The organism is Mesorhizobium sp. GbtcB19 (assembly GCF_019091085.1).
Classification (GTDB): domain Bacteria; phylum Pseudomonadota; class Alphaproteobacteria; order Rhizobiales; family Rhizobiaceae; genus Mesorhizobium.
In genome coordinates, this window is sequence record NZ_JAGXJY010000006.1 from 204448 (window position 1) to 229193 (window position 24746).

Annotated in this window: 19 protein-coding genes and 1 tRNA gene; 8 read left to right on the plus strand and 12 right to left on the minus strand. The window is 63.9% G+C overall.

Features of this window, described 5'->3' with window-relative positions; translation table 11 throughout:
* Positions 1-5: 5 nt before the first annotated feature.
* On the minus strand, positions 6-1298 hold the full coding sequence (locus KVT37_RS13680; RefSeq protein WP_217573693.1) for a pitrilysin family protein: 1293 nt from the start codon (positions 1296-1298) through the stop codon (positions 6-8).
* A gap of 14 nt (positions 1299-1312) precedes the next feature.
* A complete protein-coding gene (gene thrC, locus KVT37_RS13685) occupies positions 1313-2710 on the minus strand; it encodes a threonine synthase (RefSeq protein ID WP_217573695.1) in 1398 nt (465 codons plus the stop codon).
* A 128-nt stretch (positions 2711-2838) separates the two neighbouring features.
* Between thrC and KVT37_RS13690 the strand changes: the two genes are divergently transcribed.
* The gene (locus KVT37_RS13690) at positions 2839-3582 is read left to right on the plus strand and encodes a hypothetical protein (RefSeq protein ID WP_217573697.1); all 744 of its coding nucleotides are present in this window, start codon (positions 2839-2841) and stop codon (positions 3580-3582) included.
* A gap of 64 nt (positions 3583-3646) precedes the next feature.
* On the opposite strand, the gene KVT37_RS13695 is transcribed toward KVT37_RS13690, so the two are convergent.
* On the minus strand, positions 3647-5209 hold the full coding sequence (locus KVT37_RS13695; protein WP_217573699.1) for a winged helix-turn-helix domain-containing tetratricopeptide repeat protein: 1563 nt from the start codon (positions 5207-5209) through the stop codon (positions 3647-3649).
* A gap of 109 nt (positions 5210-5318) precedes the next feature.
* Here KVT37_RS13695 and KVT37_RS13700 point away from each other — a divergent pair, with 109 nt between their 5' ends.
* Positions 5319-5780: a cupin domain-containing protein gene (locus KVT37_RS13700; protein ID WP_217573701.1), complete on the plus strand. Its 462-nt coding sequence runs from the start codon at positions 5319-5321 to the stop codon at positions 5778-5780.
* A gap of 128 nt (positions 5781-5908) precedes the next feature.
* On the opposite strand, the gene KVT37_RS13705 is transcribed toward KVT37_RS13700, so the two are convergent.
* Positions 5909-6598, minus strand: coding sequence for an HAD family phosphatase (locus KVT37_RS13705; protein ID WP_217573703.1), 690 nt, complete (start codon positions 6596-6598; stop codon positions 5909-5911).
* Positions 6599-6769: 171 nt separating this feature from the next.
* Between KVT37_RS13705 and KVT37_RS13710 the strand changes: the two genes are divergently transcribed.
* On the plus strand, positions 6770-7903 hold the full coding sequence (locus tag KVT37_RS13710) for a site-specific DNA-methyltransferase (RefSeq protein ID WP_217573705.1): 1134 nt from the start codon (positions 6770-6772) through the stop codon (positions 7901-7903).
* Between the two features lie 36 nt (positions 7904-7939).
* On the opposite strand, the gene KVT37_RS13715 is transcribed toward KVT37_RS13710, so the two are convergent.
* Together KVT37_RS13715 and mutY are read right to left on the minus strand one after the other, a co-directional pair.
* The gene (locus KVT37_RS13715; RefSeq protein WP_217573707.1) at positions 7940-8551 is read right to left on the minus strand and encodes an HAD family phosphatase; all 612 of its coding nucleotides are present in this window, start codon (positions 8549-8551) and stop codon (positions 7940-7942) included.
* A 10-nt stretch (positions 8552-8561) separates the two neighbouring features.
* The gene (mutY, locus tag KVT37_RS13720) at positions 8562-9683 is read right to left on the minus strand and encodes an A/G-specific adenine glycosylase (RefSeq protein ID WP_217573708.1); all 1122 of its coding nucleotides are present in this window, start codon (positions 9681-9683) and stop codon (positions 8562-8564) included.
* A 32-nt stretch (positions 9684-9715) separates the two neighbouring features.
* Here mutY and KVT37_RS13725 point away from each other — a divergent pair, with 32 nt between their 5' ends.
* The 3 genes from KVT37_RS13725 to smc all read left to right on the plus strand — a co-directional run bounded on the left by KVT37_RS13725 (position 9716) and on the right by smc (position 14666).
* Positions 9716-10225, plus strand: a complete 510-nt coding sequence (locus KVT37_RS13725) for a DUF721 domain-containing protein (protein WP_217573711.1) — start codon at positions 9716-9718, stop codon at positions 10223-10225.
* Positions 10226-10379: 154 nt separating this feature from the next.
* Positions 10380-11141, plus strand: a complete 762-nt coding sequence (locus tag KVT37_RS13730) for a DsbA family protein (RefSeq protein WP_217573713.1) — start codon at positions 10380-10382, stop codon at positions 11139-11141.
* Between the two features lie 63 nt (positions 11142-11204).
* Positions 11205-14666, plus strand: coding sequence for a chromosome segregation protein SMC (gene smc / locus KVT37_RS13735; RefSeq protein ID WP_217573714.1), 3462 nt, complete (start codon positions 11205-11207; stop codon positions 14664-14666).
* Positions 14667-14792: 126 nt separating this feature from the next.
* Here smc and KVT37_RS13740 read toward each other — a convergent pair whose 3' ends face one another.
* A complete protein-coding gene (locus KVT37_RS13740; protein ID WP_217573717.1) occupies positions 14793-15608 on the minus strand; it encodes an AraC family transcriptional regulator in 816 nt (271 codons plus the stop codon).
* Positions 15609-15720: 112 nt separating this feature from the next.
* On the opposite strand from KVT37_RS13740, the gene KVT37_RS13745 reads away from it, so the two are divergent.
* Positions 15721-16620: an NAD-dependent epimerase/dehydratase family protein gene (locus tag KVT37_RS13745; protein ID WP_217573719.1), complete on the plus strand. Its 900-nt coding sequence runs from the start codon at positions 15721-15723 to the stop codon at positions 16618-16620.
* 354 nt (positions 16621-16974) lie between these two features.
* On the plus strand, positions 16975-18192 hold the full coding sequence (locus KVT37_RS13750; protein WP_217573722.1) for a lysozyme inhibitor LprI family protein: 1218 nt from the start codon (positions 16975-16977) through the stop codon (positions 18190-18192).
* A 119-nt stretch (positions 18193-18311) separates the two neighbouring features.
* On the opposite strand, the gene KVT37_RS13755 is transcribed toward KVT37_RS13750, so the two are convergent.
* The 5 genes from KVT37_RS13755 to KVT37_RS13775 all read right to left on the minus strand — a co-directional run bounded on the left by KVT37_RS13755 (position 18312) and on the right by KVT37_RS13775 (position 24548).
* Positions 18312-18386, minus strand: a tRNA-Gln gene (locus tag KVT37_RS13755).
* Positions 18387-18488: 102 nt separating this feature from the next.
* On the minus strand, positions 18489-19607 hold the full coding sequence (locus KVT37_RS13760) for a glycosyltransferase (RefSeq protein WP_217573724.1): 1119 nt from the start codon (positions 19605-19607) through the stop codon (positions 18489-18491).
* Positions 19604-20728: a glycosyltransferase family 1 protein gene (locus tag KVT37_RS13765; protein WP_217573726.1), complete on the minus strand. Its 1125-nt coding sequence runs from the start codon at positions 20726-20728 to the stop codon at positions 19604-19606. Before KVT37_RS13765 ends, KVT37_RS13760 begins: the two co-directional genes overlap by 4 nt.
* 165 nt (positions 20729-20893) lie before the next feature.
* Positions 20894-23371, minus strand: a complete 2478-nt coding sequence (locus KVT37_RS13770; RefSeq protein WP_217573728.1) for a glycosyltransferase family 4 protein — start codon at positions 23369-23371, stop codon at positions 20894-20896.
* Between the two features lie 133 nt (positions 23372-23504).
* Positions 23505-24548, minus strand: coding sequence for an FkbM family methyltransferase (locus KVT37_RS13775; RefSeq protein WP_217573730.1), 1044 nt, complete (start codon positions 24546-24548; stop codon positions 23505-23507).
* Positions 24549-24746: the final 198 nt, after the last annotated feature.

Genomic DNA, 24746 nt, shown 5'->3' on the forward strand with positions numbered 1-24746 from the left:
TTAGGTCAGACGGCGAGCTTGCGGGCCGTCGTCTGCGGACCCGCGAGCGATTCGAGGATCGCCTCGTAGGGCGCCAGCGTGCCGACAGGCCCGACAGCGGTAAGCGTCGGCTTGGTCGAAAACAGTCGTGACGAGAGGTCGGTCAGCCGCTCGATGGTCAGCGCCGAAAGCCGCTCCATCAGTTCCTCCTTGGCGATCGGCCGGCCGAACAAAAGCAGCTGCCGGGCAATCTGCGAGGCGCGGCTGGCCGGGCTTTCGGCCGACATGATCAGGCCGGCGCGGTATTGCGCCCGCGCCCGGTCGAGCTCTTCCTGCAAGATGCTTTCGCCGGCCTTCTGCAATTCGTCGATGATCACCGGCACCAGCTTGGCGATGTCGCTCTGTCCGGTCGCCGCATGCACGCCGAAAATGCCGGTGTCGGAAAAACCCCAGTGGAAGGCATAGACCGAGTAGCACAGGCCGCGCTTCTCGCGCACTTCCTGGAACAGCCTGGACGACATGCCGCCGCCGAGGATCATCGACAGCACCTGCGAGGCGTAGAAATCGCGCACATGGTAGGCGCGGCCCTCGAAGCCGAGCACGATCTGCGCGTCCATCAGGTCGCGATCCTCGCGGAAGTCGCCGCCGACATATTGCGCATATTGCGGGATGTTGCCCGCCGCCTTGGCGCGGAAGCCGCCGAGCTGCTTTTCCACCTCGCGCACGAAAGCGTCGTGCTTGACGTCTCCGGCGGCCACGATGACCATCCGCTCGGCGTCGTATTGCCGCTCGATGAAATCGTGCAGCTGTTTGGACGTGAAGGATTTGACCGTCTCCGGCGTGCCCAGGATCGAGCGGCCGATGGTCTGATGGCGGAAGGCGGTTTCGGTGAAGCGGTCGAAGACGATGTCGTCGGGCGTGTCGTGCGCGGCGCCGATCTCCTGCAGGATCACATGCTGCTCGCGCTCCAGTTCCTCCGGATCGAACTCCGATTCCTGCAGGATGTCGGCCAGGATATCGACCGCCAGCGGCACGTCGTCGGAAAGCACCCTGGCATAGTAGGAGGTCGTCTCGACGCTGGTGGCGGCGTTGATCTCGCCGCCGACATTCTCGATTTCCGAGGCGATCTCGAAGGCGCTGCGGCGCTTCGTGCCCTTGAACGCCATGTGCTCGAGCAGATGGGCCATGCCATGCTCTTCGTCGCGCTCATTGCGGGCGCCCGACTTGACCCAGGCACCCAGGGCAACCGATTCGATGCTTGGAAGGGTTTCGGTGGCGACTGTCAGGCCGTTCGACAGACGGCTTACCTCAACACCCATATGGCAAGTACTCCCTAACGCGCCGCCCGCGAGTGGCGGCTCACGTAATCTTCCACCATTTTCAAGTCGGAGGGAAGTATCGTGTATTTTTCGTCGGCTGTCATCAAGCCGCCGAGCCAGGCCGGAAGTGCGGGGCTGACCCCGCTGGCGGCCTCGACCGCGGCCGGGAACTTCGCCGGATGCGCGGTTCCGAGCACCACCATGGGCACCGCGCCGCCAGCCTGGGCGGCGGCCACATGGACGGCGGCGGCCGTATGCGGATCGAGCAGGTAGTTGCTCGCTTCGAGCGTCGCGCGGATGGTGGCGGCGACCTCGTCGACGCTGGCGCGGCCGGCATCGAACTCGGCGCGGATGCGCTTGAGCTCGCCTTCCTCGATGGTGAAAGCGCCGGACTGCTTCAGTCCGTTCATATAGCGCCGCACCGTCTCGGCATCGCGACCGGCAGCCTCGAACAGCAGGCGCTCGAAATTCGACGACACCTGGATATCCATCGACGGCGAGGTCGTGGCGAACACCCCCTTGGTGCGGTATTCGCCGCTGGCAAGCGTGCGCGCCAGTATGTCGTTGTCATTGGTCGCGATGATCAGCCGCTCGATCGGCAGGCCCATGCGCTTGGCGGCGTAACCGGCGAAAATGTCGCCGAAATTGCCCGTCGGCACGGTGAAGGAGATAGGCCGGTCCGGCGCGCCGAGCGACAGCGCGGACGAGAAATAATAGACGATCTGGGCCATGATGCGGGCCCAGTTGATCGAATTCACGCCCGACAGCGACACCCTGTCGCGGAAGGCGTGGTCGTTGAACATGTCCTTCACCAGGCCCTGGCAATCGTCGAAATTGCCTTCGACCGAAAGCGCGTGGACGTTTGCCGCGCTCGACGTCGTCATCTGGCGCTGCTGCACCGGCGAGACCTTGCCGTGCGGGAAAAGGATGAAGATGTCGGTGCGGTCGCGGCCGGCGAAAGCATCGATCGCAGCACCCCCCGTGTCGCCGGAGGTGGCGCCGACGATGGTGGCGCGCCGTCCGCGTTCGGCGAGCACATGGTCCATCAGCCGCGCCAGCAACTGCATCGCCACGTCCTTGAACGCCAGCGTCGGGCCGTGGAACAGCTCGAGGATGAAGGTGTTCTTCCCGGTCTGCACCAGCGGGCAGACGGCCTCGTGCCGGAACGTGGCATACGCTTCACGCACCAGCCGCTCGAAGACGGGCGCCGCGATCTCGCCGCCGAGGAAGGGCGTCAGCACGCGGATGGCAAGGTCGGGATAGGCAAGCCCGCGCATGGCGCGGATGTCGGCGGCGGAAAACTGCGGCCACTCGCGCGGCACGTAAAGCCCGCCGTCGCGGGCAAGCCCCGCCAGCACCGCATCCGAAAATCCAAGCGCGGGCGCATCCCCGCGGGTACTCACATAGTGCATCGTAAAAGGCCCATTGCTGCCGGTCGCGTCATCCACGGCAATTGGTTAATTTTCCGAGCCGGCTCAGTCGCATTTTTGCCGCGCGGTTGCTATACGTCACCGGCTTTGTGAGAGGGAAGTGCAGTTTCATGGCGTTTTATTCGGTCAACCGTCGTTTTGTCGCGGGTCTGGCGCTCACCGGCTTTATGCTTGCCGCCGCCGGCTGCCAATCGAGCGACAATGGTGTTCTTGATTTCGGCCTCACCAAGAAGGATCCGACCGCGCCGCTGCCGCCGCAGGATCCCAAGATCCTCGCCAGCCAGTTGCGCGCCTACTGTCCGAGAGTGACGCTGCGTGAGGGCACCGCCTTCTTCAACACCTACGCCAAAGGCACGGTCGCCAAGCCCAAGAAAAAGAAGGGCGATGCCGCAGCCGATGCCGAAGCCGAGGCAGCTGCCGCGGCCGCGCAGACCGGACCCAACGGTCAGCCGGTCGATCCCGATCACGATCCGGCCAAGATCATCTACCAGGCCTCGATCTCCGATGTGACGCGCGACTGCACGCACGCCAACGGTCAGCTGTCGATGAAGATTGCCGTTGCCGGCAAGGTCGTGCCGGGTCCGCTGTTCGCGCCCGGCACCGTCACCATGCCGATCCGCATCGCGGTCCAGCATGGCAACGATGTGCTCTATTCGCAGCTTCATCAATACCAGGTGCAGGTCACCGATCCGACTGCCGCAACCCAGTTCGTCTTCACCGACGCCAATGTCGTGGTGCCGGAGCCCAGCGCGACCGATTACCAGGCCTATGCCGGCTATGACGAGAACACGCCGGCGCCGGCCGCCGACAAGGCGAAGGGCAAAAAGCGGAAGCGCGCTGCCGCGACGAACTGATGGCGGCACTCATCGACGTCGGTCGTAGCCTGATCGGCGCAGGCTGACCAGCCGGCCTCGTCGGCTACTCCGGCAATCCGGCATCTTGCAGCGCGCTGCCAAGAGCCGCCGCGAGCGCGGGCGCGCAATTGACGCCGGCAAACTGGCGGCTATAGCGGAAGCCGGGCTGAAGCTCGAGCACGCGAGCGGCGGCCGCCCTCGCTTCGTCCAACCGGCCAAGCTTGGCCAGCGCGGCGGCCAATTGCACATAGGTGATGCTATGTGCCGGATTGGCCTGGACGGACCTGTAGGCAGCACGGCAAGCCTCTTCGTAACGGCCGCGCAGCAAATGGCTCATCGCCTGCGCGTCAAACGCGGCCCAGGCCCATGAATCGAACGGGCTCAGCCGCAAGCCCTGCTCGCTCCATTCTATTGCGCGCTCGGCTTCGCCGCTCCATCCGAGCATGACGCTGCCAAGGATGTAGGTCAGCGCCGATGACGGGCTGATGGCGAGGGCAGCCTCCAATGCCGCGAACGCAGCGGCGCGATTATGCGCATCCATTCCGATGGAAAAGCCGGCCCATGTGAGGGCCAGTGCATCATCTTGTCCATGGACGATGGCCGACCGGGCGTGGCGGATTGAAGACGCGCGGTTGATCTCCTGCAGACCGGCGCGAAGGAACAAGCAGTGATGGCACATGGCGGCATTGCCATGCGCCAGCGCGTAAGCCGGTTCGAGTACGATCGCGCGGTCGAGAAGGACCAGCGCTCTGGTCACTTGCTCCGGCATGCCTGAATCGACGTCAGGCTGGGCCTGCAGCACGAGATCGTAGGCATCCAGACTATCGGGGCGCTTGCGCCTGACACGTTCGATCTCGGCCTTCCGCACGCTTGGCGCAATCGCGCCCACGGCTGACAGCGCGATCTCGTCTTGAAGCGCAAAGATGTCGTCGGAACTGCGGTCGTAGCGCTCGGCCCACACATGGGCGCCGGTCGTGGCATCGATCATCTGCGCGGTGATACGCACGCTGCCGCCGGCCTTGCGCACACTGCCTTCGAGCACATAGCGAACGCCGAGCTCGCGGCCGACCTGCTTCACGTCGACGGCGCGACCCTTGTAGGTGAAGGTCGAGTTTCGTGCGATGACGAACAGCCATTTGATGCGTGCGAGGCCGGTGATGATGTCATCCACCATCCCATCGGCGAAGTACTCTTGCTGCGGATCGCCGCTCAAGTTCGAGAACGGCAGGACCGCGACGGAGGGCTTCTCGGGCAAGCTCGGCGCCGACGCGGCGCCGGCGGCGGCCGAGGCATCGGCAACGTTTGTGGTGACAGCCGGTCCGACGTAGCGATAGCCGCGGCGCGGCAATGTTTCGATCCAGTCCGCGACATTCGCCGCGTCGGCAAGTGTCCGGCGCAAGGCCGCGATCTGAACCGTCAGATTGTTATCGGCAACCGCCGATCCGCCCCAGCCGGCGTCGATCAGCGCGTCTTTGGATACGGGTACGCCCGCGTTCTGGATCAGCAGCCGCAGCAGCGTGACGGCGCGCTGCCCAAGCATGGTCGGCTCATTTCCGGAAAAGAGAATGCCCACCTCCGGGTCGAGGCGAAACGGGCCAAAGCGGTAGATGTCGCCCCTGACTATCATCGGAGTCTTTTAGCAAATTTTTGGGAACGGATTCACGACTTTCCGGCATGGACGGCCGATGTTGCGCAAACGCTTGCCAGAACTAAGCGCCCGGTCAGAGGAGGATCATATGAGCGCTGATGCCGTCATCCGCATGCCCGACGAGAAGAAGGGCGTCATGCTGCGTGGCCACCCCATGGCTTTCCTCGTTACCGATGAAAATACCAGGCATACGAGCATGTTCGACTGGACGATCCCGCCGGAGTTCGCCACCGGGCGGCATGTTCACCGGGTGCAGGAGGAGACCTTCTACCTGCTTGAGGGCGAGTGTGAATGGCACGTTGGCGACAGGACGATCCGAGCGACGCCGGGAACCTTCCTGTTCATCCCGCCGGGAGTGCCGCACAACATCACGAATGTCAGCGAGAAGCCTGCGCGCGTGCTGATGACCGTCTCTCCGCCCGGCCACGAGCACTATTTCGAAGAACTGGCCGAGCTGGCCATGCAGGGTGCGCCGGATCCAAAGGCGCTCGCCGATCTGCGAAACCGCTACGACACCGACCAGCTCTCGACGCTGACGACGCGCGCGTAGGTCTTTCCAGCTCGTTCCTGCGAAGCCTAGAGCAATTCCAGGAAAAGTGCGTAGCGGTTTTCCGTCCGGAATTGCGCAAAAACAAAGGCTTAGAGTGGTTCGGCGATTCCGTGAAACGCTGAACCGCTCTAGGCGTCTTCCGACCACTCCGACAGCGCCGCAATCGTGCTGTTCAACTCCGCCCAGCGGCGGATGACCGTCTCGGCGCCGGCCTCGGTCAGCGCATCGGCATGGCCGGGATAGCTATGCCCTGCGCCGGTGAAGCCGATGACGCGCATGCCGGCTGCCCTGGCGCCGGCGATGCCATGCACGGAATCCTCGATGACGAAGGTGTTCTTCGGGTTGGCGCCAAGCTTATCGGCAGCGTAAAGGAACACGTCCGGCGCCGGCTTGGGCTTTTTGCTGGGGATATCCAGTCCCGAAAAGATGCGACCGGCGAAGAACGGCAGCAGCCGCACCTTCTCCAGCATGAATTCGACGCGCTCGGTACTCGAGTTGGAGCAGACTGCGCGTGGCGCGGCGACGGCGGCCACCGCTTCGCGGGCGCCGTCGATGATGCGCACGTCCGCGCGCAGCTTGCGGTCGACGAGGTCCTCCGCGCGGTCGATCAGCGAGGCCTGGAACGGGATCTGCGACTTTTCCTCGACCCGCAGCATGATGTCCTTGAAGGTCAGGCCGGCATAGGTTTCGCTGAGCTCCTCAGCCGAAATCTCGAACCCGGCCGCAGTCAAAAGCTCCGCCTCGATGCGCGCGGCGATGATCTCGGAATCGACGAGCACGCCGTCGCAATCGAAAATGACAAGGTCTGGCTGGGGCATGGCAATCCGGAAACGTTGGGGAAATGGCCTATCGGCTCAAGCGGCGCGGCATACACCAATGGGCGGGCAGGCGCAAACCTCAGGGCATGCGTCGCTCCCTTCACCGAATGTTTACGCTGATCGGTAACCATAACAGCCAGTAAACCGTAACGCGTTTGTTTGGGTGATTTGATGTCCGCCGTGCGTCTTCTCGACGAGCTTTCCCACGCTCCCCATCAGTCCGAATGGCTGGACACCATCCTCAAGGGCGATTGCGTCGCCGCCCTCGACAGGCTGCCGGAAAAGTCGGTCGACATCATCTTCGCCGACCCGCCCTACAATCTGCAGCTCGATGGCGACCTGCACCGTCCCGACCAGTCCAAGGTCGACGCCGTCGACGATGACTGGGACCAGTTCGAGAGTTTCGAGGCCTATGACGCCTTCACCCGCGCCTGGCTGCTCGCGGCGCGCCGCGTGCTGAAGCCCAGCGGCACGATCTGGGTCATCGGTTCCTACCACAACATTTTCCGCGTCGGCGCCCGCATGCAGGATCTCGGCTTCTGGATCCTCAACGACATCGTGTGGCGCAAGACCAACCCGATGCCGAATTTCCGCGGTCGCCGTTTCCAGAACGCGCATGAGACGATGATCTGGGCCTCGCGCGACCAGAAGGCCAAGGGCTACACCTTCAACTACGAGGCGCTGAAAGCTTCGAACGACGATCTGCAGATGCGCTCCGACTGGCTGTTCCCGATCTGCACGGGCGGCGAGCGCTTGAAGGACGAAAACGGCAACAAGCTGCATCCGACCCAGAAGCCGGAGGCGCTGCTTGCCCGCATCATGATGGCCTCGACCAAGCCGGGCGACGTCGTGCTCGATCCCTTCTTCGGCTCCGGCACCACCGGCGCCGTCGCCAAGCGCCTCGGCCGTCACTTCGTCGGTATCGAGCGCGAGCAGGCCTATATCGATGCCGCCAACGAGCGCATCGCCGCGGTGCGCCCGCTGGAGAACGCCGACCTCACCGTGCTTTCCGGCAAGCGCGCCGAACCGCGCGTCGCCTTCATCAGCCTGATCGACAACGGCCTGGTGGCGCCTGGCGCCACGCTCTACGACGCCAAGAAGCGCTGGGCCGCCAAAGTGCGCGCCGACGGCACGCTGGCGATCGGCGACAGCGCCGGCTCGATCCACAAGATCGGCGCCGAAGTGCAGGGTCTGGACGCCTGCAACGGCTGGACCTTCTGGCACTATGAGCGAAGCGGCGGCCTGACCCCGATCGACGAACTGCGCCGCATCGCCCGCCTCGGCATGGAGCGGGCAGGGGCCTGAATCAACACTTTAACGGATCGCCGCAAGCGATTCAGTTCAGGCCGCAATCCCGAACCGTTCAAGGTCCGCTTTAAGCGTTCCAGCGTCGGTGAACAGCACCGCCTGCCAGCCGGCGGCCTTGGCGCCGTCGACATTCTTCTGGCTGTCGTCGATGAACAAAGAAGCCGCAGGCTCGAGCCCGAACGAGGCGACGTGATGGTCGTAGATGGCGCGGTCGGGCTTGATCAGGCCGATGTCACCGGAGACGGTGACGCCGCGCGGTTTTTCCAGGAACGGAAAGCGCTTGCGTGACTCGCGGAAAGTGTCCGAAGCCCAGTTGGTGAGCAGCGTCACGTCGCGGCCATCATCGATCAGTCCTTCCAGCAGCGCGACGCTGTCTCCATAGGCATGCGGCACCATCTCGTGCCAGTGGCGGCGGAAATTGCGGATGTTTTCCGCCTGGGAAGGATGTTCGGCGATCAGCAGCGCCTCCGCCTCTTCCCAGGTACGACCGCGGTCCTGCTCGAGATTCCAGGCGCTGGTGCAGACATTGTCGAAGAACCATTTCCGCTCCGCCGCATCCGGGATCAGGCGGCTGAACGGGATGTTCGGGTCGTAGTGGACCAGCACCTTGCCGATGTCGAAGACGATATGGCGAATCTCGGTCATTGCGGGCCTTTCACTGCGGACGTCGTTTCTTGGTTGCGCCCGGTATCGCCGCTTCGATTACCTTTTTCATGACGGTGGGCAGCGCTTCCCCGGAAATCTCATGGGCCAGCGACCAGAAATGCCCTGCCGGCGCATCGCCTTTGACCTGGGCATGGAAGACATCGAGCTCCAGCGCGAAATGGGTGAAGACGTGCCCGATCTGTCCCACGCGCCGCCAAGCGGCGGGGAAGAGCGCGGCATCTGCCGTCGTGGCGCCGTCGATCCGCGCCGTCCAGCCCGTCGTCGGCACTTCCGTCATGCCGCCGAGCAAGCCTTTGTCTGGCCGTTTGCGCAGCAGGATGGCGCCATCGTCGCGCTCGGCGACGAAGGCGGCGCCGCGCCTGAGCGGCTTGTCATCTTTGGGAAGCCGGACCGGAAAGCGTTCCGGATCGCCAGAAAGGATAGCGCTGCAACCCTCGCGCACCGGGCACAGCATGCAGCGCGGCCGCTTCGGCGTGCAGATGGTCGCGCCGAGATCCATCATGGCCTGGGCGAAGTCGCCGGGCCGGGCCAGCGGCACCAGCTTTTCGACCAGCGCGCGGATTTCGGCTTTGGCTTCGCTGAGCGGCGTTTCGACCGAATAAAGCCGGGTCATGACCCGCTCGACATTGCCGTCGACCACCGCCGCCGGCCGGTCGAAGGCGATCGCCGCGATCGCCGCCGCGGTATAGGCGCCGATGCCGGGCAATTCGCGCAGGCCGGCCTCTGTGTCGGGAAAGCCGCCGCCCCGCAGCGCCACGAGGTCGGCGCAGGCCTTCAGGTTGCGCGCCCTCGAATAATAGCCGAGCCCGGCCCAGGCCTTCATCACGTCCTCGGCGGGTGCCGCCGCCAGCGCTTCGACCGTCGGCCATTTCTCGACGAAGTTGCGGAAATAAGCCTTTACCGCCTCGACCGTGGTCTGCTGCAGCATCACCTCGGACATCCAAACCCGATAGGGATCGGCCCTAACGCCGCGCGCAAAAGCGCCGGGCGTGACGCGCCAGGGCAGGTCGCGATGATGCGCGTCGTACCAGGCGAGCAGGCGCGCCGCGAAGCCCCTATCGCCGGACGCGGTCTGTCGTGATGCCTTGCGGGTCTGGTCGAGCGGTGCCATTGATCGGGTGAGTTGGGGACTGGAGAACGCACATGGCAGGGAAAAGGCCCTTCGGCAATCCCGTTCCGGTGAGCGATCTCGCGACCGAGATCCTCGATCCGGTGCTGAGGAAGCGCGCCGGCATCTCGATCGGCCTGGTGCAGTCCTGGGAAGAGATCGCCGGACCGCGCCTGGCCGCCCATTCGCGCCCGGAAAAGATCCAATGGCCGCGCCGCCTGCATGAGGACGACCCGTTCGAGCCGGCGACACTGATCATCGCCTGCGAAGGCATGGCGGCGCTGCACCTGCAGCACGAGGCCGGCGAGGTCATCAACCGCGTCAACGCCTTCCTGGGCTTCAACGCGATCGGCCGCATCAAGATCCTGCAAAAACCGGTGCTGTCGCAAAAGGCCCGGCCGATTCCGGCGCCGCGACCCCTGACCGAGGCCGAGAAATCGAAGCTTTCGCATTTGGTCGCCAACATCGAGGATGATGGCCTGCGCGCTTCGCTGGAGCGGCTTGGCGCCACAATTTTGGGTGAAAGGAAGCCCAAAGGGTCGTAAGAAGCGTCATGAATGCGTCACCAATCTCGCGCATTCGTGATGCCGAAGGTCAGGTTTAGCGATTGGATTGGGGATCGCGATGCCTTAATTCGCGCCAACTCTCGCCTTTTCTAGCCCTTGCATTGCAAAATCCAACCGATATCAGGTGATTCGCATGAACCGTGCCCCGTTTGGCAAAAGCCCGTCTGGCAAAAGCTTGTCCCGCAGAAACGTTCTGACCACGCTGGCCGCCGTGCCTGCGGTGGCGCTGCTTGCCGCATGCAGCGACTCCAGCGAGCCAGCGAAGGCTGCCGAGGTGAAGCCCGCCGACCCGTCGACGCCTGCCAAGCCAGCGGCCACGCCGGCCGCGGTCCAGGTCCCGGAATCGAGCGGTCCGGTCGACATGGCGGAGCTGCTCAAGCCCGGCGCGCTGCCTGAAAAGCAGCTCGGCAAGGACGATGCCAAGGTCACCATCGTCGAATACGCGTCGATGACCTGCCCGCATTGCGCGCATTTCGCCATGACCACCTTCCCTGAGTTGAAGACCAAATACATTGACACCGGCAAGGCGCGCTACATCCTGCGCGAATTCCCGTTCGATCCGAGTGCCGAGGCCGGCTTCATGCTGGCGCGCTGCTCCAAGGACAACTACTTCGCCATGGTCGACGTGCTGTTCAAGCAGCAGCCGAGCTGGGTTGGCGTCAACAACACCAAGGAAGCGCTGCTGCAGATCTCCAAGCTGGCCGGTTTTACACAGGAGTCCTTTGAGTCCTGCTTGACGGACCAGAAGCTTCTGGACGATGTGAGAGCAGTCCAGAAACGCGGAGCGGACGAGTTCAAGGTCGACTCGACGCCGACCTTCTTCATCAACGGAAAGACCTACAAAGGGGCGATGTCGATTGAGGAAATGTCGGCCATCATCGACCCTCTGCTCTGACATCCAGGCCGCGCCGAAGCGGTCCGGCTTCGGCGCCCACGCCTGTAGTGTTGGGCGGCGCGAATGAAATTTTCGCGCCTTCGCCTCCTCGGTTTCAAATCCTTCGTCGAGCCCGGCGAGTTCGTCATCGAACGCGGGCTGACCGGCATTGTCGGGCCGAACGGCTGTGGCAAGTCGAACCTCGTCGAAGCTTTGCGCTGGGTGATGGGCGAAAGCTCCTACAAGAACATGCGCGCGTCCGGCATGGACGACGTCATCTTCTCAGGCTCCGGCGCGCGTCCGGCGCGCAACACCGCCGAAGTCACGCTTTTCCTCGACAACAGCGACCGCACCGCGCCTTCCGCCTTCAACGACGCCGACGAACTGCAGGTATCGCGCCGCATCGAGCGCGAGGCGGGATCGCTCTACCGCATCAACGGCAAGGAAGCCCGTGCCAAGGACGTGCAACTGCTCTTCGCCGACCAGTCGACCGGCGCCCGCTCGCCCTCCATGGTCGGCCAGGGCCGCATCGGCGAACTGATCCAGGCCAAGCCCCAGGCGCGCCGCGCGCTGTTGGAAGAAGCCGCCGGCATTTCCGGCCTGCATACGCGCCGGCATGAGGCCGAACTTCGGCTGAAGGCGGCCGAGCAGAACCTCGAGCGGCTGGACGACGTCGTCGGCGAGCTCGAAGGCCAGATCGAGAGCCTGAAGCGCCAGGCGCGCCAGGCCTCGCGTTTCAAGAACCTGTCGGCCGACATCCGCAAGGCCGAAGCAACGCTGCTGCATCTGCGCTGGACGCTGGCAAAGACCCAGGAAGGCGAGGCGCGTTCAGCGCTTGCCGTCGCCACCACGCTGGTCGGCGATCGTGCCGCCGCCCAGATGGCCGCGGCAAGAGAGCAGGGCATCGCCGCGCACCGGCTGCCGGATTTGCGCGATGCCGAGGCCGCCGCCGCGGCGGCCTTCCAGCGCCTGTCGATCGCCAAGACGCAGATCGAGGAAGAGGCCGGCCGCATCCGCGCGCGCCAGACCGAACTCGAACGCCGCCTGCAGCAGCTCGACGCCGACATCGTCCGCGAGGAGCGGATGGTGCGTGACAATGCCGACATTCTCGAACGCCTGCGCACCGAGGAAGCCGGGCTCAACTCGGAAAATGCCGGCGCCGCCGAGCGCGAGGCGACCACACGCGCCGCTTTCGAGCAGGCGGGTGCTACGCTGTCGCAGAGCGAGGCAAAGCTCGCCGCGCTGACTGCCGAACGCGCCGAGGCGGCCGCCTCGCGCCACCAGATCGAGCGCACGCTGCGCGAGACCGCCGAGCGCCGCGACCGCTTCGCCCGCCAGCTCGCCGAGGTCGACCGGGAGCTTTCCGACATCGTCGCGCGCATTTCCGGCCTGCCGGACCCTGCCGAAAAGCGGGTGCTGGTCGAGGATGCATTGGGCCGGCTGGAAGAGAGCGAGGCCGGCACCATCGCCGCCGAGCAGGCGGTCGCCGACGCCCGCGCCGCTGAGAGCGCCGCGCGTCCGCCGCTGCAGGATGCCAGGGCGGAACTGGCGCGCATCGAGACCGAAGCGCGCACCTTGGCCAAGATCCTCAACGCCACCAGCGGTGGCGATCTCTTTCCCTCGGTGCTCGAGCAGATCAGCGTCGAGCGCGGCTATGAAACCGCGCTTGGCGCGGCGCTCGGCGAGGACCTCGACGTTCCGCTCGACCGCAGCGCCCCGGTGCATTGGGGTGAAAGCGCTGTACAGCCGGATGATGCGGCGCTGCCCGAAGGCGTGAAGAGCCTTGCTAGCGTCGTTCGCGCTCCGGCGCAGCTCGCCCGCCGCCTGGCGCAGATCGGCATCATCGAGGCCGCCGACGGCCGTCGGTTGCAGGCGTTGCTTTCGCCCGGACAGCGGCTGGTCAGCCGTGACGGCGCGCTGTGGCGCTGGGACGGCCTGACCGCCAGCGCCGACGCGCCGACCGCCGCCGCGCAGCGGCTGGCGCAGAAGAACCGTTTGGCCGAGCTCGACGCCGAAGCCGTGCAAGCGACGCGTGTCGTGCGCGAGGCCGAGGAAGCGCTCGCGCGCGCCGAGCAGGCGATGCGCCAGGCAAGCGAGGCCGAGCGCAACGCCCGCCAGGCCGGTCGCGACGCCCAGCACGCGCTGGATGCCGCCCGCAATGCTCTGGCCGAGGCCGAGAAGGCCGGCGGCGAGCTGGTCAGCCGCCGCGCCGCGCTGGATGACGCCCGCGCGCGCATCGTCGACAGCCATGAGGAAACGCAGGCCGCCTTCCTCGAAGCCGAGGAGATGCTTAAGGACGCGCCCGATCTCGGCGATCTGCAATTGCAACTCGAACAGGCCTCCGCCAACGTCTCGCGCGACCGCGCCACGCTTGCCGATGCGCGCGCCGTGCATGAAGGGCTGAGGCGCGAGGCCGAGGCGCGCATGCGCCGGCTGGAATCCATCGGCGCCGAGCGCAAGAACTGGCTGGAGCGCGCGGAAAACGCCTCGACGCAGATCGCGGCGCTTGGCGAACGCAAGGCCGAGGCCGAAGCCGAGCGCGAGCGGCTTGCCGACGCTCCGGACGAGATCGACGCCAAGCGCCGCGCGCTGCTGTCGCAGCTTTCCGAGGCCGAGGCGCTGCGCCAGGCGGCGAGCGACCGCCTGCAGGAAGCTGAGACCAAACAGGCCGAGCTCGACAAAGCGGCGACCGCCGCCATCCAGTCGCTCGCCGAAGCGCGCGAAACCCGTGTCCGCGCCGAGGAGCGGCTCACCGCAGCCGACGAACGGCGCGCCGAGGTCGAGGCGCGCATCCAGGAGGCGCTGAACACGCCGCCGCATCTCGTCATCCAGCATACCGGGCTCAAAGCCGACGATCCGATGCCGGACATGGCCGAGATAGAGCGCCAGCTCGACCGGCTGAAGATCGAGCGCGAGCGCCTCGGCGCCGTCAATCTGCGCGCCGAGGAAGAGCAGAAGGAATTGTCGGACCGGCTGGAGACGATCGTGTCCGAGCGCGAGGACATCATCGAGGCGATCAGGAAACTCCGTCAGGCGATCCAGAGCCTCAACCGCGAGGGCCGCGAGCGGCTGCTGTCGGCCTTCGAGGTCGTCAACGGCCATTTCCAGCGGCTGTTCGCGCATCTGTTCGGCGGCGGCACGGCGGAACTGCAGCTCATCGAGTCGGAAGACCCGCTGGAAGCCGGCCTCGAAATCCTCGCCCGCCCACCCGGCAAGAAGCCGCAGACCATGACGCTCTTGTCCGGCGGCGAGCAGGCGCTGACCGCGATGTCGCTGATCTTCGCCGTCTTCCTCACCAATCCCGCGCCGATCTGCGTGCTGGACGAGGTCGACGCCCCGCTCGACGATCACAATGTCGAGCGCTTCTGCAATCTGATGGACGAGATGTCGAAGACCACCGAGACGCGCTTCGTCATCATCACCCACAACCCGATCACCATGGCGCGCATGGACCGCCTGTTCGGCGTCACCATGGCCGAGCAGGGGGTGAGCCAACTGGTCTCGGTCGACCTGCAGGCGGCCGAGGCCATGCGCGAGGCGAGCTGAGAGCTCGACTGCGAGCGGTCAGGCTGGGAATGATCTACTTCTTCGGAGCAGACGCCGGCGCCGTATAGCGGTGTCACCGGTCCCGCCGGCAGGACCGGCCTGGCGAACCAGCTGTCGGCGGAAGGTTTAGGCCGATGGCCTGCGGAGCAAGGTTCGCGGCGTCTCGCCGAGCTCGCGGCGCATCCAGCGCGCCATGTGCGACTGGTGCGAGAAGCCGGCCGCGAGCGCCACTTCGGCGACGCTCAGCTTGCCTTGCGCAAGCAGGAGCCGCGCGCGCTCGACACGCCGGCGCACGACATAGCGATGCACGGTCACGCCGGTGGCCTGCTTGAACCAGTGGCGCAAATGCGAGCTGCTGGCGCCGGCCTCGCGCGCCAGGGTCTCGATGGTCAGCGCTTGGTCGATATACGCCTCGACGAAGTCGTAGAGCCGCCGCAGCTGCGCCGCGGAGAGGCCAGCGCGAAAATCATCCGCGGTCCTGGCCAGCCCGATCAGTTGCGTGGCCAGCGCGATGCCTATGGTCTCGGCGTAGAGGGAACCGCCCGGTGAGTCGGCGTGCCGCTCGCTTTCCAGCGCGCGCGCCAGATGGACAATGCGTTCGTTCCGCATGACATGGCGCATGTCGAGGCTCGATCTTCTGCCCGATCCCATCTCGAAGGCGGTCTGTTCAACGACTTGTGGCGCAAGCCGGATTTCCAGCGCCTCGCAATCCGTTTCCGCCGCGTAGCCGCCTTCCTGACCGGCGGGAACGAGGTCGATATCGCCTTCCCGCCGAAGATGGCGCGTCCCGGTCGTGTTGCAAAACGACCAGGTCTTGCGGCTGGCATGCACGACGATGCGGTGGTCGCTGATCGGCGGCAGCACGATCGCCCCGGCGCCGTGGCGATTGCGCGAAACGCTGACATTGGCCGAAGGCTGCAATAGTCCAGATGGGCCGTGCATGAGGCGCTCCGAATTCAAGGCAGATCGTGCTCAAAGATCGGCGTTTCCTGCGCGACTTTCAACGCATTCGACCGGAAATTGCCTCACGAGTTCAACATCGATGAGGCTTTGTATGTCTGTGTTTGTTGTGGTCGGCGCCGGACCGGTCGGGCGCGCGACCGCGCGTATTCTGGCAAAAGATGGTCATGAGGTCCGGCTGGTGAGCCGAAGCGGCACGGCGCCGGATGGCGCGGTTGCCGCCTTCGCTCTCGATGCCCGCGACGCGGACGGCCTGGCCCGCATCGGGGCCGGCGCCGAAGCGATCTTCATGTGCGCCATGGCGCCTTACACGAGGTGGCCGACGGATTTTCCGCCGATCATGGAGGGCGTTGCCGAAGCCGCGCAAAAGCTGCAGGCGCGCCTTGTCGTGCTGGGCAATGTCTATGGCTATGGCAGCGAGGCAAAGTCTCCTTTGACTTCCTCTGCGCCGCTCGCCCCGACGAGTGTGAAGGGGCGTGTCAGGGTCGCCATGTGGGACCGTGCGCGCTCTGCGCGCGTTCCGGCGCTGGAGGTCCGCGCCAGCGATTACCTGGGCGAGGGCGCCGGCTCGCTGTTTACACTGATGACGCTGCCGTCCCTGCTCGCCGGCAAGCCTGCGATGGTGTCGGGCGATCTCGATGCGCGGCATGCCTGGACCTTCACCAGGGACGTCGCCCGGACGCTGGTCGCCGCCTCGCGCTATACCGGTGAATGGGGGCGTGCCTTCCTCGTGCCGTCGCAGCATTCTTCGGTACGAAGCCTGGCGGCGCGCTTCTCGGAACTGGCCGGTGCCCCGGCTCCCGACCTTCAAATGCTCACCGAACAGGAGCTCGAGGCGATGGGTCGTGACGACGAGCTCATGCGCGAGCTGCCGGAAATGGGCTATCTCTACCGAAGCCCTTGCATCATCGAGGCCTCCGACACCGAGCGACTGCTCGGCATCTCGGCCAGCAGCCTCGATACGATGATCATGGATACTTTGCGCAAGGATTAGGGGACGATTGCAAAACTCTTGAGCGTCAGCCGCCGGCATTTGGCGCGCGGAACGCAGCAACAGGATGCAGCCCGTGCCACCGAAGGGATGCTTGAACTCGCCGAAGGAGGAAGCAACCAGTGCGGGCGCAGGAGGCTTCTCGCCTTTACGCGCGACGCCGGCGGCATGCCAACTTACCCATGGACGCTTCGCCAACGTGCTGATCAACATGCACTCTGGCACGTTCAGGCCGTTGGGTGCAGTCTACCCATCCGAACGTTTTCGGAAGCGACACGTGACCTGCGACACAGACCGCACGCTGTGGCATCCGCTATGCCTTGGAGTATCGCGCCAACAGGATCGGGAGCGGCTAAAATGGGTTTCAGCGACGAAGTCCGGAAGTGCTGCTTGGCTGTCTGGCTGCCTTGCGCGCTTCTGGTTTTTGCCTGGTTGTCATTCTTCACCGGTCCCGCCTTCGCGGCCGCCGGTCCATCCTTCGATTGCGCGAAGGCCTCGATCGAGGCCGAAAAGGCGATTTGCGCGAGCGACGAACTGAGCCAGATGGATCGCCAGATCGCCGACCTCGTCGCGCAGATGGGTGCACTCGTCGCGCCACAAAAGCGACCATTCATGCAGGAGGTCGAACAGGAAGAAAGGAAGAGCTGGTCTCTTGGTTGTGCGCATGTAGACGACAAGCCCTCTTGCTTTCGTAACGCGATGCAGCGGCACATCGTGCAATTGCAGGCCGATCTGCGCGACGACGACATCTTGACGATGGCGGCAAGCAGCATGATTCCGTCAACGCCGGCGAAGTCGGCCGATATCTTTCGGCGCTATCCCGGCAGCGCGTTGGCCAATTCCTGGCTGGTCTATCTCGCCACCCATGTCCCGGAAGCCGGCGTCTCGCCCCAGGAGGGTGAGGCGGCGAAGGCGCGAGCCATTGCCATGTTTCAGGAACAGACCCCAGGCGTCCTCAGCATGCTTGACCTTCCGAAAAGAAAGCCCGCCGATGTCCCGTTTTTCCTGCTCCGCATTGCGCTCGACCAAACAAATGCCGAGCCGATTTTTTCCTGCCCCCACGGGTTCATGTTCGAGCGCGACGAAGGGAGGGCGCTGATCGCGTTCGGCGGCCTTTTTGGTTCCAGCATGGACGGTAATGACCCGGTTTGTCAGGACGGGCCGACGTTCATGGAACTGCCAGCCTGGCAATCTCTCAACGACATTCTCGCGGCGGCTCTCCCGGACGATGCGGAAACTGGCAGCATTCGCTTCGCGATCTACGCGGATTGGGCGGCTGATGAGGTCAGAGCCGTCAACTTTCCCCGCCAATTCGACACCCGCCAGCACAGGAGAGACAAGCAGCGGGCCATCGGACTTATCCGCAAGCAGGTTCCGAGCGTCTGGGACAGATCCGACGTGAAGACTCTCCTGGCGGCTGTCGAGCAAGGGCAGAGCGCCGCGAAAAAATGGTTGATGCAAAATCGCGGTCTCTCGGCCGTCGAAGCCTCCCGCTGCGCCGAAGGCATCATGGGCAGCTATCTCGCAGCTCGGGTCGAATATATCGCGGCGCGCGGCCAGGTTGAGCCGGAATAGGAGCGGGCGTGGGCATGTCAGGTTGCCTTCAGGCAACCTTTTGATTTACTTGCCGAAATGACGGCCGCCGCAGAGATGGTGGAAGCGCGCGGAACCAGGCTGTCCACAGGGCATCCGGTTGGCTGGGGCGCCAGGATTCGAACCTGGGAATGTCGGTACCAAAAACCGATGCCTTACCACTTGGCGACGCCCCAGCAGGCGGGGCGATGCCGCGCTGCGCGCGGCCTTATAGGACGAGGCGGCGCAAAGCTCAATGCCGGGAGCGCATGAAAGACAACGGTAATTGCAGGTACCGGCTAAGCGCCGCGATTGCTCAGCCGGACATAGAGCTCGGCATAGGCCTGCCCCATTTTTTCGGCGGTGAAGAGGTCGGAAAACCGTTCGCGCGCGGCGCGGCCCCATCTTTCCGCCTCTTCGGGCGAATCGAGAAGGCGGTTGACGGCCTCTGCAAGCCGGACCGTATCGGAAGGCGGGACGACCAGGCCGGTGACGCCGGCCTTGTTCACAAAGGAGGTCCCGGTCCCGATCTCGCAGGAGATCATCGGCTTGCCGCACATCGCCGCCTCCGCCAGCGAGACGCCATAGGCCTCGGAGCGCTGATTCGAGGGGAAGACGAAACCGCTGCAGGCGTGCAGCAGGGCCATCTTGTGCTGTTCGGAAACCTCGCCGAGGAAGATAACATTGTTGCGCTTGAGCCTTTCGGCCTGGCGCTTCAGTTGCTGCTCGATCGGTCCCGATCCGGCGATGGCGATCTTGCACCGCACCCGGTCCGCGGCCTCGATAAGGATATCCAGCCCCTTATAGTAGCGCAGCACGCCGACGAAGAGCACGAAAGGCTCCGACACGATCGATTGGCGCCAGGCGCTGTCCGCCGCCGTCGGCACAGGATAGGCGTCCTCGTCTATGCCGATCGGAATGACCTGCGATTTGCCCTTGAATTTTCTCAAGGTTGCGCTCGACCTCAGATAGTCCGGCGATGTCGCCACGATCGCGTCGACGTCGCTCAGGAAGCGCTGCATCAGCGGGTTGTAGAACGGCAGCAGCAGGCGCTGCTTGACGATGTCGGAATGGTAAGTGACGACTGCGGGCTTGCCGTGGCGCGATCTGAGATGCGCGATGTCCATGACCGGCCAGGGAAAATGGTAGTGCACCAGGTCTGACTGCCGGGCGAGCGTATCGAACTTGCGGAACACCTCGCGGGAAAATCCTGTCGATGCGAGCTCGAAATCCAGCCTCGCTTTCACCGCCATGTGGCCACCGATGCGCCCGGTGTTCTCGTCGGGAGCGCTGCTCAACGACAGCACCTGCGTTTCGACGCCATGGCCGGCCGTGCTTTCGGCGATGGCATGGATGGTACGCTCCACGCCGCCAAAGCTGTCCGGCCAGTATGTCTTGAAGAAATGCAGGACTTTCAAGCAGGCGTCTTTCGTCTTAGCCGGATGGCCTGCTCGAAGATTTGCAGCATGCCCTTGGCGTGGTTCTCCCAGGTGAAGCGCTCCGCGTTGCGGCGCGCGCCGGATGCAAGCTTTTGGCGCAATTGCGCATCGAGGCAAAGATGACGAAAGCCACTTGCGATCGCTTCTATGTCGTTGGGGTCGACCAGAACCGCGCTGTCTCCGGCCACTTCCGGCATCGACGAAATGTTCGACGTCAGCACCGGTTTGCCGAAGGATTGCGCCTCCACGATCGGGAAGCCGAAGCCCTCGTAGAGCGATGGCATGGCCAGAAAGAGGCAGTTCGCATAGAGCGTCGCGAGCACGCCGTCGTCGACGAAGCCGGTGAAGATGATCTTCTCCTCGAGCCCGCCGCGGCGCACCTCGTCCGCCAGGCCGGTTTGTTTCCAGCCGCTGCCGCCGACGATGACGAGATCGCAGCCCGAGCGGGCGCTCTCAGGCAGCAGCCCATAGGCCTTGATGAGGTTGCCGAGATTCTTTCTGGGCTCCAGCGTGCCGACGAAAAGCGCGTAGGGCCTGGCGATGCCGAGAGGCTCGAGACTGGAAAAGCCGCCCGGCGCGGGAAGAGGGGTCGTGCCGGGCGCGATTGTGCGGATCGGCGCCGTCAGCCACGAAAATTCGCCCTTCAACGCGCTCGCGGTGGCGCCGGAATCGGCCGCCACGACATCGGCCCTTCGCAACGAGGGCTTCATCAGCAGGCGCTCGCCGAGCAAGGTCCGCATTCGCATGGTTTCCGGCGCGTGCACCCAGACAAGATCGTGGATGGTCACCACCCGCGCGATCCTTCTGTCCAGAACGAGCGGCAGCCGGTGGGCTGGTCCCCAGAAAACCTCGATGCCATCGCGCGCGGCTGCCGCGGGCAGCATGGCTTGCCCCCACAACACCCGCCCTGGAAGCGATCGGTATCCGCCCGTCCGCAAGACAACTTCGCGCGGCAATTCGTAGCCGGCATTGATCGGGGCGGGAGCGTAGACGCAAAGCTCGGCGCCGAGCGCCGACAGCGCCTTGATCGACTTGTGAACGAACCGGCCTATGCCGTCCGTGGCCGATCTCAGGTTCCTGCCGTCGATGCCGATTCTCAATGAGCGCTCCGCGAGCAGGGCACGGGGATGTCGAAAGACAGGCCTGGCTCGAACAGCCGGCACTTCGCCGGCGCCTTAGAATATCTGAGTCGGCAAGCTTTGCTCACGCAATGGCCTGGTTCATCGAAATGAATCACGAAGCTGCCGAGCCCGTCCCTGAAACCGCTATTGCCGGAACAGTTCGGACAGGCCCTGTTTGAAATTGTCGTAAGCGAACTGCCGGGACGCGACGTCCCTGGCGTCCTGCTGCCTGCGCGCCGCCGCGGGCCGGTCGCCGAGGATTGCCATGACGCGGTCGGCGAAGCCGTCAACGTCGCCGACGTCGACCAGATCGAGGCAAGCCGATACATCGCCGAGCTCCAGGGTGATGAGCGGGATGTTCGTGGCGACCACCGGCACGCCGAGATGCAGCGCCTCGGTAATCTGCGTCGGGAAATTTCCCTCCATCTCCGATGTGAACAGCAGGCAGAGCGCATGTCTGTAAAGATAGCCGAGTTCCGCGTCCGTGAGCTCCGGCAGCGAGATCAGATGGCTTTCCGCGCCGCCTGCCGATTTGCCGCTCAACGGCGTGGTCAAGAGTCCGAACAGCCGGTCCTTGCTTCCCGCCTTCTCCAGTCTCTCATTCACGACCGCCACCGTTCTTGCGAAGTCGGCGAGCCGCTTCGAGGGCCGGTTCCGGGTCGGGTAAAACACGTAATGCCGCGGCAGTTTTCCCAACGGACCGGATGTCGCGGGTGTTTCGGCCTTGAGTGAGCCGTCATTGAGGAACGGCAAGGGAATGTGGGCGATGTTTTGCGCCTGCACGGCCAGTTCCGTCTCGGGCAGATACGAAGCCGTGAAGGCGGAGTTCGTCAGCACGCGCCGCGCCTTGCCCGCCAGGCTTTTGCCGATCGCGGCGGCTTGCTGCGTGGCGCCCATCTCCGCCGAACCCCTGTAGAAATGCGGCATGTAGTCGGGAAGATAGAGAACGACATCCTTGTCTTTCAAACGGGAAAGCTCCGGGAACATATAATAGTGCGGTATCAGGACGTGATCGATGCCGGCGTCCGCATTGATCAGATCGACATATTTCTCATATGGCACGACACCGATCGCGACCTTGACGCCGGCGAGCCGCTGTTGTGCCCTGCGCAAAACCTTGAAGGCTGCCACGGCCAGCGTCGATGCCAGCGCGCGCGGCATGCCCTTGAAATCTTTTGACCGGTAGAGCCCCTTCAGGTGATCGACATTGGCCGAGAATGGCCGTGTCGATGCGATCTCGCGAAGACGTCCTATAGCCGTCATGGGCTTCCCGCCGCCGGGGCCGGCATCGTCGACCAGCATGATCCTCAGGTCGGAGCTTGCGGCGGGGGCGAGGAAGCCTTGGATGCGGCCGGCGTCTTGCCTGCGGCTTGTGACGACGATCTTGAAACCGAGATCTGAGAGCGCGCGAATGATCTGGCGCACGACGCGCGCTATGCCTTCCGCGCAGTGGTATTTGCCGTCGCGATGCACGATCAGCGGGCCGAAGCCATGGAAGGCGACCAGCACGGTCTCGGCGGCCGGCGCCGTCGTCTTCACGGTGGGTGTGTAGATCAATCCCGGCGCGCGGTTGGCGCCGTCGTCGCCCAGCGCCCTCGTCATCGCCGCGTCGAACAGCGGCCAGACATATTCCGGCTGATAGAGCTTGCGCACCTCGGCCTGGCTTTCGATGATTTCGCGCGACAGCGAGCCACCGCCTTTCCTCAATCGCTCCGAGCGTTTCACCAGGTCTTCGATGCTGTCGGCCCTGCCAGGCGCATCGGCCGGGAAATAGCGCGAAAGCAGGGAACCGTCCTTGAACAACACCGGACCGCCAAGCGTCATGAACTCTATCGGTGGCAGATAGCAGACGGTCGGCTCTTCATAGTGGTACGCAAAGCCGCGCATGAGGGCCAAGTGCCTCAGGAATTCGGACCGCTCGACCGTGCCTACGACCTGGTCGTCGTCGACGGGTACATTTTGCGCGCCGAAGATTCTATAGCCCCTGGCCGGGAAGTAATGCTTTAAGTGCCTGTAATTGTTTGTATAATACGGTATGTCCATTGCCCGCGGGCAAAGCAACCCCAGTTCCGGCACCGCCGCCTCGATCGTCCACGTGTCCCGTCGGTCGACAACGTCCTGTGTGAGGCAATAGGGAACGACCATCATGCGCGACCGCAGCCATTCGTCCTCTATCTCGGCGACTTTTTCGGAGTGCGGCATGAACCAGAAATCATTCCGCTCGGTGATCAGCGGCAGCCCGCCTATATTGGTGAGCTCATTCGACAGGCTGTAAGGCTGGCCATAGGTGCGGTAGATGACGCGCCCGCGATAGGCCTTTAGGAAATGCACCAGCCATAGGGGATTGATGGTTACGATCGCGGCTTCGAAATAGACATTGAGAACCTCGGCCGCGTCCGCCGGTATTTCGTCATAGAAGAAATTGGTCCTGGTCAGGATCTCCAGGGCCTCTTTTGGCAGGCTGGAGTCTGACGGAACCCAACTGTAGACAGCGGATTGATCGTAAACGTCGCTCAGGTAGGGGGGGTTGAACACCTCGTAGCCCAGCGCCCGCAGGCGGGGGAGCTCAGTCTGCGATAGAACCTTGTGCATGCCCAGCCAGAAAATTCGCTTCTTAGTCATCCGTTTTTCCGACAGTTGAGGGTGGTCTGGTGTTGCGGGGTATCGTCGATCGCCGAAATCGAGTCCCTTGACGTCGAGGAAGATGCCGATGCACCCCAACATGCAGCACGGAAATCCCGACGGCTGGCGTCATCTAGCGTGCGAGCCATCTGGCGGCGCGCACCAAAATTCGTATCGGCTCGGTGATACGCCAAGAGGTTGAGGTGTAGATTGAGCCGAGCTGGCTTTCCAAAGCTTGTCTGGCACGCTCCTCCCCACCAAGGCGCGCCTCTAACTCACCAAGGCGCGCCTCCAAGGCGGCTCTCGTGTTCTCTGCCTGAGTTGCAAGCGAGGATCTCGCCATCTGCTCTTCGGCAAGACGCAGCTCCAATGCTGCTCGGAGACGCTCTTGCTCTGCAAGACGTTCTTGGGCGGCGGCCTTGTTCTTGCTCTCGTCTGCCAGTTGTTCACGAAGAGCGCTAATTTCGACATTGATATTGCGCGAAAGCCAGGACGTCGTGCTGGCTGCGAACCAGTCGAAATAATTAGGTCCAACGTCAAATTGTGATTTGAGTTCAGAGTGCGAAATACTTAAATAGAATCTATTCAAACCATCAAAATAAACAAAATCATACCCGAGATCCAGAAGCTCCTGCTCCCAGGTCTCGTGGTTCTGCTCCTGTGAATTTGGTTTTGTGCTCTCGACGACAACGATCCACGGTCGAGCCCCCGAAGGCAGCCAGCTTTTTATCACCTGATGTTCCATGCCTTCGACATCGATTTTCATCCAGTGGATGTCTCGATCGGCATGGAGGGACAGGATCGCTGAAAGCGGCTGGGCGAAAACCGATATCCGACTGACTTTGAACCCATTGTTCTGGTGCTGCTTGGCTATTTCTTCATCGCCGGTGCTCATACCGGTGTCAGCAATCTCGAAGAACGCGATTTCGCCTGCCTCCAGGGCGATGGCCGATTGGATCACTTCCTCGTCGGACCGCGCGGAACGAAGCTTTTCCGCGTAATTGGCGCTTGGTTCGACGTGAACGCCCCGCCACCCTCGTTCGTAAAAGGCAAGGCTTACGGAATCGACGACCGGATCCTGTGCGCCGATGTCGATGTAGAAACCATGCTCCACATGCTTCAGCGCCCGCCAAAGAATGACATCTTCAAAGTTCTGGGCGTAACACGTGATCGGCATCGTCAGGAATCTCTCCGCACTTACCTTCGTTCAAGCCACGGGCTCAATCGAAACCGGGCTGGACCTTGTTGGGTGGGCCAGTTGCGCTCAACCGTCCGCTCGGCACGCCGCGGATCGTTTAGCAGCGGCTCACATGCCCGGCCGGCCGGGGGATATTTGGCCGCGTCGACGATTTCACGCAGCTGCGTGTCTGTTTTA